Source organism: Bacillus sp. SLBN-46 (genome assembly GCF_031453555.1).
GTDB lineage: Bacteria > Bacillota > Bacilli > Bacillales > Cytobacillaceae > Neobacillus.
The window spans coordinates 2,607,969-2,621,008 of sequence record NZ_JAVIZM010000001.1 but is presented as its reverse complement, the minus strand read 5'-3'; the positions used below and the strand labels follow the sequence as shown (position 1 = coordinate 2,621,008).

Sequence of the window (13,040 nt, the reverse complement as noted above, 5' to 3'; positions counted from 1 at the left end):
ACAAAATGTTGCATGGACAGGAATCACTCTATCCCCAAAAATGGCTTTCAAAAGCTTCCACAGGTGATCGCATAACTTCTGAACTTAGAATGCGCATTATTTCTGGATTGATTGAAAGCGGTACCATCTTATCAGAAAATAAGTTAGCCGCAGACTATAATGTGAGCCGATCACCCATTCGTGAAGCATTAAAAGTACTGGCTTCCGAGAATATGATTCGATTAGAAAGAATGGGTGCAATTGTTATAGGTTTAACAGAGAAGGAAATAGAAGAAATATATGATGTTCGACTATTGATAGAAACGTTTGTATTCGAACGTCTAGTCAAACAAGAGACAACTGAGTTAGTTCAGGAATTAAGTAAAATCCTTGAAATGATGAAGATTGCCATAAAATATAAAGATGCTGACGAGTTTTCCTATCAGGATGTCTTATTCCATGAAACGATTATTCGGGCAATTAATCATTCTTATATCATGATGATCTGGAATAATGCAAAACCTGTTATGGAAGCCTTCATTCTTTTATCCATGCGCGTGCGTTTAAAAGAAAAATATGAAGACTTCACACGAATTGTTGAAAATCACCAGCTCTATATTGAAGCCATCAAAACTAAGAATAGAAACCTCATGATTCAATCTTTACACCAAAACTTTGATGATGTTCAAGGTAAAGTAGAAGACCTTTGGATGTCGCAACAAATGCTATCTAAAGGAGTAGTGAGAGAAAATGACTAACTATATGTTAGGTATTGATATTGGTACGACAAGTACTAAAGCAGTATTATTTAGCGAACAAGGCGAAGTGATTCAACAAGAAAATATTGGTTACCCTCTTTACACACCTGATATTTCGACTGCTGAACAAGACCCTGAAGAGATTTTTAATGCTGTGATAACTGCCATTACTAAAATTATGAAACATCAATCTCACAAAAAATTATCGTTTGTTTCTTTTAGTAGTGCGATGCATAGTCTCATTGCCATTGATGAAAATGATGAACCACTTACACCATGCATTACCTGGGCAGATAATCGAAGTGAAGCCTGGGCACATAAAATTAAAGATGAATTGAACGGGCATGAAGTTTACAAACGAACCGGAACACCTATTCATCCTATGTCACCATTAAGTAAAATCACATGGATAGTGAATGACCGACCTGAAATCGCTACCAAGGCTAAAAAGTATATTGGAATTAAAGAATATATTTTTAAAAAGTTCTTTGACAAATATGTAGTCGACTATTCTCTCGCTTCTGCAATGGGTATGATGAATCTCAAAAAACTAGATTGGGACGAGGAAGCTTTAATGATTACCGGTATTACACGGGATCAGTTATCAAAGCTCGTACCAACAACGGAGATTTTTACAAATTGTAATCCTGATTTTGCAAAACAAATGGGAATTGACCCACAAACTCCTTTTGTAATTGGTGCAAGTGATGGCGTACTTTCTAATCTTGGGGTTAATGCGATTGGAAAAGGCGAGATTGCTGTGACAATTGGGACAAGCGGTGCCATTCGAACTATTATTGATCAACCGCAGACGGATGAAAAAGGACGTATTTTTTGCTACGCGTTAACAGACAAGCATTGGGTCATTGGCGGCCCTGTTAATAATGGCGGGATGGTACTTCGCTGGATTAGAGATGAATTTGCTGCATCTGAAGTTGAAACAGCGAAAAGACTTGGGATTGATCCATATGATGTATTAACTAAAATTGCTGAACGCGTAAGACCAGGAGCTGATGGTTTACTCTTCCATCCATTCCTTGCAGGTGAACGAGCACCATTATGGAATCCTAATGTACGCGGCTCATTTTTCGGGCTCACCTTGTCGCATAAGAAAGAACATATGATTCGCGCAGCCCTCGAAGGCGTCATTTTCAATTTATATACTGTATTTTTAGCTCTAATTGAATGTATGGAAGGTCCAGTTACACGAATCCAAGCAACTGGTGGCTTTGCCAGATCAGATGTTTGGAGACAAATGATGTCTGATATCTTTGATTTGGAAGTTGTGGTTCCAGAAAGTTATGAAAGTTCCTGTTTGGGTGCTTGTATTTTAGGGCTTTATGCAACAGGAAAAATTGATTCATTTGAAGTAGTTTCTGAAATGATTGGCAGTACCCACAAACATGCACCTAAAGAAGAAGCTGCAAAAGAATATCGACAACTAGTCCCCATCTTTATTAACTTGTCTAGAGTACTAGAAGAGGACTATACACGGATTGCCAACTATCAAAGAAGCTTAATAAAGTAATACTGGCCTAAGGCGGGGATTTATCTTTCATCCCCCGCTGACGGTTAACATATTTCACATATTTGACAGCGCTTACTAGGGAATATTCTGATGAGGATAACTTTAAGAAATTTTCATTTTTGGTGCTACCACCGCTAAAGCGGAATTTATAAATATAAAACATCATAGGGGGAAATGACAATGCCATTGGTTATTGTAGCAATTGGTATCATAGCTTTACTAATTTTAATTATGGGTTTAAAATTAAACACCTTCGTTTCACTTATCGTTGTCTCATTCGGTGTGGCCATCGCACTTGGAATGAAATTAGATGAAATCATCGCAACAATTGAAGCAGGCTTAGGTGGAACACTCGGACATATAGCATTAATCTTCGGACTTGGAGCCATGCTGGGTAAATTAATTGCCGATTCAGGAGGCGCACAGAGGATTGCGATGACTCTCGTTAATAAATTTGGCGAAAAGAATATTCAATGGGCTGTAGTGGCTGCTTCATTCATTATCGGTATTGCTTTATTCTTTGAAGTAGGATTAGTTTTATTGATTCCAATCGTATTTGCCATTTCAAAACAATTAAAGGTTTCTATTTTATATCTTGGTATTCCAATGGGAGCAGCTTTATCTGTCACACACGGATTTTTACCGCCGCATCCAGGACCAACCACCATTGCGGGTGAATTTGGTGCCGATCTTGGCCAAGTATTACTTTACGGTTTTATTATTGCTGTTCCAACTGTCATTATCGCTGGTCCTTTATTTACAAAGCTAGCTAAAAAATTGGTTCCTGCATCATTTTCAAAGACTGGTAATATTGCCTCTTTAGGTGAAATCAAAACATTTAAACTTGAAGACACACCTGGATTTGGAATCAGTGTATTTACGGCAATGCTTCCTGTAATCCTAATGTCAATCGCTACAATTTTAACTTTGCTTCAAAAAACTATGGGATTTGCAGATAATAGTTTACTAGCCATTATCCGTTTTGTTGGCGGTGCTTCCCCAGCAATGGTGATCTCTTTATTAGTAGCTATTTACACAATGGGATTAGCGAGAAAAATACCGATCAAAACGGTAATGGATTCTTGTACAGAAGCGATTTCACATATTGGCATGATGCTCTTAATCATTGGGGGCGGCGGTGCCTTTAAACAAGTATTAATTAATGGTCATGTAGGTGACTATGTAGCCGAATTATTTAAAGGAACTTCCATTTCACCGATTCTACTTGCATGGATCATTGCAGCAATTTTACGTATCTCATTAGGTTCTGCGACAGTTGCAGCCTTAACCACTGCTGGATTAGTTATACCAATGTTGGGCCAAACAGATGTTAACCTTGCTTTAGTTGTACTTGCAACTGGTGCTGGTAGCTTGATTGCCTCACACGTTAATGACGCTGGTTTCTGGATGTTTAAAGAGTATTTTGGTTTAAGTATGAAAGAAACATTTGCGACTTGGACATTACTTGAGACGATTATTTCCGTAGCTGGACTAGGATTTATTCTATTACTAAGCTTAATCGTATAACAATTTTGGGGACAGTCCCCCACCGCTTTAAAGTGGTGAGGGACTGTCCCCCTCTTTATTTTCCGTCTACTACTTCTTTCAAGATTTCATATGATCGTTTTTGTTTTTCAGGGTCATAGATATACGATACAGCCATGATTTCATCTACTTCATAGTAATTTTGGAATGAAGTCAACTGATGATGAATGGTCTCTTTGCTTCCTAATAGTGTAACACTGGACATAGAGGTAGCCATTTCTTTTTCCATTGGATTCCAAATCTGATCCATGTTATCCACTGGAGGTCGTAATGGATTCCTAGAACCACGAACTACATTTAGGAAGAATTGCTGCATGGTTGTAGATAACCATTCGGCTTCATCATCACTCTCTGCGGCAATCACATTTAAACAAACCATCATATATGGTTTATCCAAATACGCTGAAGGCTGGAAACGGCTGCGATATATTTTAATTGCTTCTTCCATGTATCTAGGTGCAAAGTGGGAAGCAAAAACATAGGGAAGCCCTAAACTTGCTGCTAAATAAGCTGAATCTGTGGAAGAACCAAGAATATAGAGTGGAATATTGGTCCCCACACCAGGATAGGCTTTCACATAGCTTTGTTGATCCTCTGGACCAAAGAACGTTAGCAGCGCCTTTACATCTTCTGGGAAGGTGTATACAGAGTCATTTTTAGAGCGTCTTAATGCATTAGCCGTCATCATATCTGTACCAGGAGCACGCCCAAGCCCCAAGTCCACTCGTCCTGGGTATATTGTCTCCATGGTACCGAATTGTTCAGCAACCACTAAAGGCGCATGGTTAGGAAGCATAATCCCACCAGACCCCACACGTATGGTATTGGTATGTTCTAAAGTATGCTTGATTAGAATGGACGTAGCTGAACTAACAAGGGTGGGAGTATTATGATGCTCTGCAATCCAGTATCTTTTATATCCCATTCTTTCTACTGCTTGTGCCAAATCCACCATTGAATCAATCGCTTCTTTCGATGTTTGACCCTCTCGAATTGGAGCTAAATTTAGAACAGAAACGGGTATTTGAATTGATGCCATATTAAATTTGTCCTTTCATTTTGAAAATATATTACTATACTATCAATAGGAACACAGGAAACAAACTTAAATGCTTACTATCCATGAAAAAGAGGAGGTCACCCCCCTCTTACATTTCTCATTGAATTATTAAAAGCTAAGTTACGAAATATTTTTTCCTATTAAAACTATTTACCTTTGTTCCTACTTTGCTGCTGTATCGTTACATGTTGTGGCCGTTCGGGGTACGCGCCTTTACCTTCATCAGACCCAGTAAGGTCCTTTCTTTGATCCAAGACTTTCCCCGTATATTCTATTGGATGTTTTCCAGACATTTCTATCACCTCAAATTATTTTCCGTTCTTTTCCCCTAACTCTTTTTTCCTTGAAACTTCATTTTCATTTCCGCTTCACTCATATTTGGGTTTTTTCTTGGTGTACTTTTATTTAGTGCTTTTTTTAATTCGACTGTTGCATCATCGTTTGTATTATACTTTCCGTCCATTTTTAACTCCCTCCTTTTTGTTATTTATTATAAACGGAATTAAGATGTTCATTCTTACTTGATATTGACAGCATTATAGGAGCATGTTATATTTATCTCGAATTAGAGATATTTTAATCCGAGATACCATTAGAGCCTATTCAGTATACAAAGAGATTAAAGTTGGAATTATATAGGAACACAAAATTGAAATCGTTGGAGGTTTTTTGATGAATGGATTAAAAGGCATTCACCATGTTACAGCTATTACAAGTAGTGCAGAAAAGAATTACGACTTTTTCACCTATGTTTTAGGAATGCGTTTAGTAAAGAAAACAGTCAATCAAGATGATATTCAGACCTACCATTTATTTTTTGCCGATGATAAGGGCAGCCCAGGTACTGATATGACATTCTTTGATTTCCCAGGTATTCCAAAAGGAGTGCACGGGACGAATGAGATATCAAAAACCTCCTTCCGAGTACCTAATGATAAAGCGATAGTGTATTGGGCGAAACGATTTGACCGTTTAAATGTGAAGCACTCAGGAATAAAGGAGTTTTTTGGTAAGAAAACTTTATCCTTTGTAGATTTCGATGACCAACAATACCAATTAATTTCCGATGAAAAAAATAAAGGAGTTGCCAGCGGCACACCTTGGCAAAAGGGTCCGATCCCTTTAGAATACGCCATCACTGGATTGGGACCCATCTTTGTTCGTGTAGCCAATTTCGATTACTTTAAAGAAATGATGGAAAAAGTTCTTTTGTTTAAAGAAATTGCACAAGAGGAAGCTTTTCATTTATTTGAAGTAGGAGAAGGCGGTAACGGTGCCCAAGTGGTTGTGGAATACAATGCAGTACTGCCCCCATCCCAACAAGGCTTTGGTACTGTCCATCATGCAGCATTTCGTGTGGAGGATCGTACGGTTTTAGAAGAATGGATGACTCGGATTGAAGGCTTCGGTTTTGGTACCTCTGGTTTTGTTGACCGCTACTTTTTTGGTTCATTATATGTAAGAGTAGCCCCTCAAATCTTATTTGAGTTCGCTACAGATGGTCCTGGATTTATGGGGGATGAGCCCTATGAAACACTCGGTGAAAAACTATCTTTGCCTCCATTCTTAGAAACAAAACGTGGTCAAATTGAAAAAATGGTTCGTCCAATTGATACAGTTAGAAGCACAAAAGAATTAGAGAAAGAATATAATTAATACCTTATCACCAAAGGAAGCTTGAGATTCAGATCATCCTCAAGCTTCTTTTTTATATTCAAAGACTCATGCTTTATCCATTATTGAAAAGGAATAATTATTTGAATTAAATTCTTTACTCTTAACAAATCCCATTTTTTCATAAAGATGAATGGCCCTTTTATTAAAGTTGGCCACAGTTAAACGGATAGGAAAGTTTTTATATTTTTCTTTGATTAAGTCAAGGATAAATGTACAGTATTCATTGCCATTTCCTTTTCCTGTTTCTCCGGGATGCATTCCAAGTCCAAAATCAATATAACCATCAACGTAGACTCCAAACTGGTGGCCTGCTGGAACCTGGGCAGACTCTCCCACGCAAAAAAAACCTATTAATTTATTTTCAGCGTTAACTACGGCATAATAACTGCCATTCAATAATTCTTGCAGGGACTCATTTGTTAATTCATTATCATAAAAATCATATGGCTGGTCATATTTCCAACCTAATACTTCTTTAGCAAATTGTTCATTCATTTTGTGAGAAATTAGTTGCACTATCAAAACCACCTCTTTATTTTAATGATTTTAACTACAATATAACATTTATAGATAAATATGGAATCATAACACTTCCCGCCTTGGCTTCTTATCTTTTTTCTTCCAAATTTCTTGTATAATAATAGAATTTCTGTTATAGTAACAGTCAATTAAATATTTCTTACTTCAATACCATTTGAAGTGAGGATAGAGGCGCAAAAACCATGAGTACACAATTCGAGGAGAATGAGATCCAATGACAATTGTGAAAAGGGGAATTTGCCGAAGCGGAAAGAAACTCATAAATCTTGAAGCTGGTTCTGCTATTGAATAAATACAGAACTGTCATATAGGAAACTATATGGAGGGCTATCTCACGCATGGGAACAATTGTAAATTCATGTTTCTATTGCAGCAGCGAACCCTCGCTGCTGCTTTTTTGCGTTGACTATTAAGGTGCCTTCCCCGCTCTAATTCAAAAAAACTATTTAAAGGGTGAGAATGATGAATTTTGGCCAAGTTTTAACCGCTATGGTTACGCCGTTTGATCAACAGGGGGAAATTAATTATTTTGCAACAAAAGAACTTATTAATTATTTAATTGCGAATGGTTCCGACGGGTTGGTAATTGCTGGAACAACAGGTGAATCTCCCACATTAACAACTGAAGAAAAAGTGGACCTATTTAAATTTGTAGTAGATGTTGTTGATAGCAGAGTTCCTGTCATAGCAGGAACTGGATCCAATAATACAAGAGCTTCTATTAGCTTAACAAAGCAAGCTGAGGATGCTGGAGTAGACGGAATTATGCTGGTTGCTCCCTACTACAATAAACCATCTCAAGAAGGATTATATCAACACTTTAAAGCAATCGCCGAATCTACATCACTCCCAGTCATGCTATATAATATCCCAGGACGAAGTGTGGTTAATATGACTGTCGAAACAATCGTCCGTTTATCCAAGATTACTAATATTGTTGCTGTCAAAGAAGCTAGTGGGAACCTTGATGCCATGTCCGACATTATTAGCCAAACTCCTAGTGACTTTACACTTTATAGTGGAGATGACGGATTAACATTACCTGTACTTGCGATTGGTGGAACGGGAGTTGTCTCTGTTGCTTCTCATATCATTGGAAATGAAATGCAAGAGATGATCAATAATTTTAAAAATGGTAATCTTAAGGAGGCAGCAACGGCACATCGTAACCTCCTTCCAGTAATGAGAGCATTGTTTGCAGCACCAAGTCCATCACCGGTAAAAGCAGCCTTAAAAATGATGGGAGTTTCAGTGGGTGGTGTCCGTTTACCACTTGTCCCATTAACTGATGGAGAACAACAGACATTACAGAATAGCCTCCCAATCAATTTACTAAAGGTACACAGTTAGTAGAGAAGAAATGTCAAAAAAATTTAGAAAAACCTCTTCGATTGATTCTATTTTCCTTGAGAATTTGTTATAATTAAGTAGTTTTAACACTATTGAGGGGGAAAAAGATTTCATGTCAGTTGAAGTAGGCAGCAAAGTTCAAGGAAAAGTAACTGGAATCACTAATTTTGGAGCATTCGTCGAATTACCTGGAGGTACAACAGGTCTAGTGCATATTAGCGAGGTTGCAGAAAGCTATGTAAAAGATATTAATGACCATCTAAAAGTAGGCGACATGGTTGAAGTTAAAGTAATTAGTGAAAAGGATGGTAAAACTGCCCTATCCATTAAAAAAGCGATAGAAAAACCTGAAACATCATCTTATTCACAACGCCCGCCACGACAGGGAAGATCTGATAACCGTTCTAAAGACTTCCGTCCAAAAGGGAATTTTAAACCTAAAGAAACATTTGAAGATAAAGTGGCTAAGTTCTTAAAGTCTAGCGAGGAAAATTTATCTTCTCTTAAGCGCAACACAGAAACAAAACGCGGTGGTCGAGGCGGAAGACGCGGATAACATCAACGTTTAAAGAATTGTTCATATAGAAAAAGAGGTTGCTCCTATAGAAAGGGTCAACCTCTTCTTTACATATTCCCTACGATAAAACTGATTTAACACTATTTTTAAATTGAACCTCTTCAATTGCCGGGTCAACAGTAACTTGATTACCTACTACCATTAAATACTCCTCAGGTATTTTTGATCCAATAATCACCCCTTTCTTAATAAAAGATTGACTTCCTACTACAGAATTCTCCAGCCAAACATTTTCTTCAACTACGGTATGAGGTAAGATTACCGAGTTTTTTATATGTGCCCCCTTTCCAATTTTCACACCATTAAATATAACTGCCTTTTCAACTGAACCACTTATTTCGCAGCCATCACCTATTAAACTATGGTGTACTTTAGCATTCCCGTCTATAAATGAAGGTGGCTCATTATTTTCAACACTATAAATTTTCCATTCTGGAACTTGTTGAAAAATATTTGTCTCTTTATATAAAAGATCTAAATTTGCCTCCCAAAAGCTTCTAATCGTTCCCACATCTCTCCAGTATCCTTGAAATAAGAAAGATGACAAATGAAATCCCTCTTCCAGCATGGAGGGAATAATATCCTTTCCAAAATCTCTGTGCGTAAATTCCTTTTGCTCTTCCTTAATTAAAGTATCTTTTAGAACTGGCCAATTAAAAATGTATATTCCCATCGATATTAAATTGGTTGTGGGCTTTTGAGGTTTTTCTTTAAATGCTAAAATTTTATTAGATCGCTTATCATTTTCTATTACACCGAATTGGTGTGCATTTTCCCATGGAACTTCCATCACCGCAATAGTACAATCAGCATTTGCTTCAATGTGATGCTGCAGCATCTCTCTATAATCCATCTTATAAACTTGGTCAGCTGAAAGAATGAGAATATAGTCAGGATTGTGTTGCTCTATGAATTGAAAGTTCTGATATACTGCATGTGCCGTACCCTCATACCACTCCACACCTAAACCGTCCCGTTGATATGGTGGGAGGATTATTAATCCACCATATCTGTCTGCAAGTTTCCATTGATTACATTGACCAATATGCGAATGTAATACTAGGGGCTTATATTGAGTTAAAATCCCTACAGTTTCTATCCCTGAGTTTTTGCAATTACTTAAGGCAAAATCAATAATACGATATTTACCACCAAACGGCACAGCTGGCTTTACGATCGTTTTTGTAAGTAGATTAAGTCTTGTCCCCCTACCTCCCGCTAACAGCATGGCTATCCAATTTGGTTTATTCATTGTTCTCCTCCTTCTATTTGTTTTGTATTTGTTTACACTCCTATTATCACCTGATTTTTCCATTTCTGCGGTTTACATGTGACATCTCTGTGAAAAGTTCTCATTTTTTTATCGACACCCGCCTTAGAAAATGGTTCGTATTATGGCTGTTTTTGTCTGAATGTTGAAAGAAATAAAAAAAAGGATCCTAGAGATAGGAACCTTTTATAGAGTATTTTTTATACAGTAGTTTTAATTTCGAATACTAAAATCTATCTAATACCCGTTTTCATTATAGATTGAACAATCTTTGGCTCTTGATATGGTACATCTTTTTTGCTATATGCGTGCCAATAAGCCATTGCAATAAACACGGATCCTCCTACTGCATTTCCTAAGAAAACCGGAACAAAATTGTTAATATACTGCATCCAAGAAAAATGACCTGCAAAAATCGCAGCAGGAATGACAAACATATTGGCCACTACGTGTTGAAAACCAATTGCCACAAAGGCCATCGTTGGAAACCAAATTCCAGCTATTTTCCCTGTCATGTCGTTGGCTCCATACGAAAGCCAGACCGCGGAAGCAACCAACCAGTTACAACCAATACCTGAAACAAAAGCTTGGAGAAATGATGCTTCAAGTTTATGCTCTGCAATACTAACCGTTTTTTCTAAAAAAGGACCAGTTTCAGTAAGACCTACTATATGACCAAAGAAATAGGCGACAAAAACAGCTCCTAGAAAGTTACTAATTGTCACAAGAAACCAATTAATAATGACCTTACTAGTAGAAACCTTTCTCGCCATCCTTGCAAGCGGCACAGCCATCATATTACCTGTTAATAACTCTCCTCCTGCAAGTAAAGTAAGAATCAATCCAATAGGAAATACAGATGCTCCAATCAAGCTGCTTAATCCTTCCAAATTGATTGATAAGCTTGCTGTCACACGTATGCAAAGTAAATAACCTATCGCAATAAATGCACCTGCTTCAAAACCTAAAATTAACGTCTGCAATGGAGAGTTTTTAGTTTTCTTCGTACCATTCTCTATGGTTATTTCCATAATTTGATCTGGTTTACTATAGGCCATAAGGTGTTACTCCTTTTTTAATAAAATTCTTTTGTTTGTGATGTTCTTAACATAGTTTTATTCTATCGCACTTTAATCCTTATTCCTGTGAACGTTTCTTTAACAATTAATAAACGTTTTCAATATTTTTCCTAATTCAGTATAAATATTTTATTCCTGTGAAATATTTGTTATAATGAATTGGTTTTAACATTATTGAGGGGGAAATATATTTCTATGTCAGTTGAAGTAGGCAGCAAAGTACAAGGAAAAGTAACAGGAATCACTAATTTTGGAGCATTCGTAGAATTGCCTGGCGGCACAACAGGTCTTGTGCATATCAGTGAGGTTGCTGAAAGCTATGTAAAGGATATTAATGACCATCTTAAAGTAGGCGACATGGTTGAAGTAAAAGTAATTAGTGAGAAAGACGGAAAAACTGCCTTATCCATCAAAAAAGCAATCGATAGACCAGAAAGTCAAACCTCTTCTTATTCACAACGCCCAGCAAGGCAAGGAAGATCTGACAACCGTTCTAAAGACTTTCGTCCAAAAAGCAATTTCAAACCTAAAGAATCATTTGAAGATAAAATGGTTAAGTTTTTAAAGTCTAGTGAAGAAAATTTATCTTCACTTAAACGCAACACAGAAACAAAGCGTGGCGGCCGAGGCGGAAGACGCGGATAAGCTGACTTGTAGTAACTATATAACCAAAGAAAAGAGCTGACTGTTTCTAGTCAGCTCTTTTCTTAGATAATTAAAATCAATAATTTTTTCCATACTTTTTAATTGCCAAGGACGTAAAGATGGAAAGTGTAACAATAGTCCATAACAAGGAGATTTGTGGATTAATATCGCTTACGACAAATAAGGATGGAATTTTTCCAAAGACTGCATCATCCATGGTTAGAAACCAACCAAGAAACATATTATTTGCAGCATGAGCACCAATCGTTATTTCTGCGCTATTAGTTTTTGCAGTTATGTAACACCACACGATTCCAGAAAGTACATAATCACTACCGACAAAAAAAGCTGAATAATTCATTTCCGGGTTACTGAAATGAAGCATACCAAAAATAGAACCTACAATAATTGATAATATTAAAGAATGAGTAATCTTTCGGCCAAACCACTGCATTAGATAACCCCTAAAAAACACCTCTTCCGCTGTAGTTTGCATAGGTGTTAAGATTAAAACAAAGAAAAATAGCTGAAGAAAGTCCTCCCATTTAATATTATTGAATGAATAATCTCCTGGATTTAAAATAAAATCAATCAGTGTCGTTCCAGAAACTAAGCAAAAAAACAAGCTGAATCCCCAAAAAATTCTCCTCCAGTTTATTTTTCTATTAGGAGTGATGAGAGTCTTGAATTTTCTTTTATGAATCAGCCTCATGGTAATAACTAAACCCAACACCCAAAAAACATAATTAATATGTGTTAAAACAAAATCATATAGCGGGTTAACATGAACAGCCACTAACTCAATTCTATCAAAATAAGAATTGGGATCCCCATCTGCCTTAGCAAATACACTTAAAGCAAAAAGGTACATTATACCCCCTAAGAAAATAAAAAAAACTATAATGACAAATGATAATAAAAACCTTTTCCAATTGTTTTTTCCTTGGTTCATTTTAATAAAATTTTGTTGCAAAACCTCTCCTCCTAAACCTATCTACAAGAATTTATTCTAAGTTCTCCCTTATTAATTTT

The 13,040-nt window shown here is 36.8% G+C and carries 14 protein-coding genes and 1 riboswitch; of the genes, 7 read left to right on the top strand and 7 right to left on the bottom strand.

Annotated elements, in window-relative coordinates; genetic code table 11:
* Nucleotides 1-5: 5 nt before the first annotated feature.
* The 3 genes from QFZ87_RS13495 to QFZ87_RS13485 all read left to right on the top strand — a co-directional run bounded on the left by QFZ87_RS13495 (nt 6) and on the right by QFZ87_RS13485 (nt 3,792).
* Entirely contained in the window at nt 6-737 is a 732-nt protein-coding gene (locus tag QFZ87_RS13495) for a GntR family transcriptional regulator (RefSeq protein WP_309862079.1), read from the top strand.
* A complete protein-coding gene (gene gntK, locus QFZ87_RS13490) occupies nt 730-2,265 on the top strand; it encodes a gluconokinase (protein ID WP_309862077.1) in 1,536 nt (511 codons plus the stop codon). Before QFZ87_RS13495 ends, gntK begins: the two co-directional genes overlap by 8 nt.
* Nucleotides 2,266-2,445: 180 nt before the next feature.
* A complete protein-coding gene (locus QFZ87_RS13485; RefSeq protein ID WP_309862076.1) occupies nt 2,446-3,792 on the top strand; it encodes a GntP family permease in 1,347 nt (448 codons plus the stop codon).
* 55 nt (nt 3,793-3,847) lie between these two features.
* Here the strand turns inward: QFZ87_RS13485 and QFZ87_RS13480 are convergent, their stop codons facing one another.
* The 3 genes from QFZ87_RS13480 to QFZ87_RS13470 all read right to left on the bottom strand — a co-directional run bounded on the left by QFZ87_RS13480 (nt 3,848) and on the right by QFZ87_RS13470 (nt 5,333).
* Nucleotides 3,848-4,849, bottom strand: coding sequence for an LLM class flavin-dependent oxidoreductase (locus QFZ87_RS13480; protein ID WP_309862074.1), 1,002 nt, complete (start codon nt 4,847-4,849; stop codon nt 3,848-3,850).
* A gap of 167 nt (nt 4,850-5,016) precedes the next feature.
* Nucleotides 5,017-5,163 (bottom strand): hypothetical protein, encoded by a 147-nt coding sequence (locus QFZ87_RS13475; RefSeq protein ID WP_309862072.1) that lies wholly within the window; start codon nt 5,161-5,163, stop codon nt 5,017-5,019.
* Nucleotides 5,164-5,198: 35 nt separating this feature from the next.
* Entirely contained in the window at nt 5,199-5,333 is a 135-nt protein-coding gene (locus tag QFZ87_RS13470) for a hypothetical protein (protein ID WP_308083786.1), read from the bottom strand.
* A gap of 209 nt (nt 5,334-5,542) precedes the next feature.
* Here QFZ87_RS13470 and QFZ87_RS13465 point away from each other — a divergent pair, with 209 nt between their 5' ends.
* The gene (locus QFZ87_RS13465; RefSeq protein ID WP_309862069.1) at nt 5,543-6,526 is read left to right on the top strand and encodes a ring-cleaving dioxygenase; all 984 of its coding nucleotides are present in this window, start codon (nt 5,543-5,545) and stop codon (nt 6,524-6,526) included.
* A gap of 66 nt (nt 6,527-6,592) precedes the next feature.
* Here QFZ87_RS13465 and QFZ87_RS13460 read toward each other — a convergent pair whose 3' ends face one another.
* Nucleotides 6,593-7,042 (bottom strand): GNAT family N-acetyltransferase, encoded by a 450-nt coding sequence (locus QFZ87_RS13460; RefSeq protein WP_309862067.1) that lies wholly within the window; start codon nt 7,040-7,042, stop codon nt 6,593-6,595.
* A 203-nt stretch (nt 7,043-7,245) separates the two neighbouring features.
* A riboswitch (Lysine riboswitch) is annotated at nt 7,246-7,425 on the top strand.
* Between the two features lie 124 nt (nt 7,426-7,549).
* Here QFZ87_RS13460 and dapA point away from each other — a divergent pair.
* Nucleotides 7,550-8,437 (top strand): 4-hydroxy-tetrahydrodipicolinate synthase, encoded by an 888-nt coding sequence (gene dapA / locus QFZ87_RS13455; protein WP_309867863.1) that lies wholly within the window; start codon nt 7,550-7,552, stop codon nt 8,435-8,437.
* 112 nt (nt 8,438-8,549) lie between these two features.
* Nucleotides 8,550-8,993 (top strand): S1 domain-containing RNA-binding protein, encoded by a 444-nt coding sequence (locus QFZ87_RS13450; RefSeq protein ID WP_309862065.1) that lies wholly within the window; start codon nt 8,550-8,552, stop codon nt 8,991-8,993.
* Between the two features lie 79 nt (nt 8,994-9,072).
* Here the strand turns inward: QFZ87_RS13450 and QFZ87_RS13445 are convergent, their stop codons facing one another.
* Together QFZ87_RS13445 and QFZ87_RS13440 are read right to left on the bottom strand one after the other, a co-directional pair.
* On the bottom strand, nt 9,073-10,266 hold the full coding sequence (locus tag QFZ87_RS13445; RefSeq protein ID WP_309862064.1) for a glucose-1-phosphate adenylyltransferase: 1,194 nt from the start codon (nt 10,264-10,266) through the stop codon (nt 9,073-9,075).
* Nucleotides 10,267-10,517: 251 nt separating this feature from the next.
* Nucleotides 10,518-11,342 carry a formate/nitrite transporter family protein gene (locus QFZ87_RS13440; protein WP_309862062.1) on the bottom strand — a complete coding sequence of 275 codons (825 nt, stop codon included), beginning with the start codon at nt 11,340-11,342 and terminating at the stop codon, nt 10,518-10,520.
* A 216-nt stretch (nt 11,343-11,558) separates the two neighbouring features.
* Between QFZ87_RS13440 and QFZ87_RS13435 the strand changes: the two genes are divergently transcribed.
* On the top strand, nt 11,559-12,008 hold the full coding sequence (locus QFZ87_RS13435) for a S1 domain-containing RNA-binding protein (RefSeq protein ID WP_309862060.1): 450 nt from the start codon (nt 11,559-11,561) through the stop codon (nt 12,006-12,008).
* Nucleotides 12,009-12,084: 76 nt separating this feature from the next.
* On the opposite strand, the gene QFZ87_RS13430 is transcribed toward QFZ87_RS13435, so the two are convergent.
* Nucleotides 12,085-12,879: a CPBP family intramembrane glutamic endopeptidase gene (locus tag QFZ87_RS13430; protein ID WP_309862058.1), complete on the bottom strand. Its 795-nt coding sequence runs from the start codon at nt 12,877-12,879 to the stop codon at nt 12,085-12,087.
* Nucleotides 12,880-13,040: the final 161 nt, after the last annotated feature.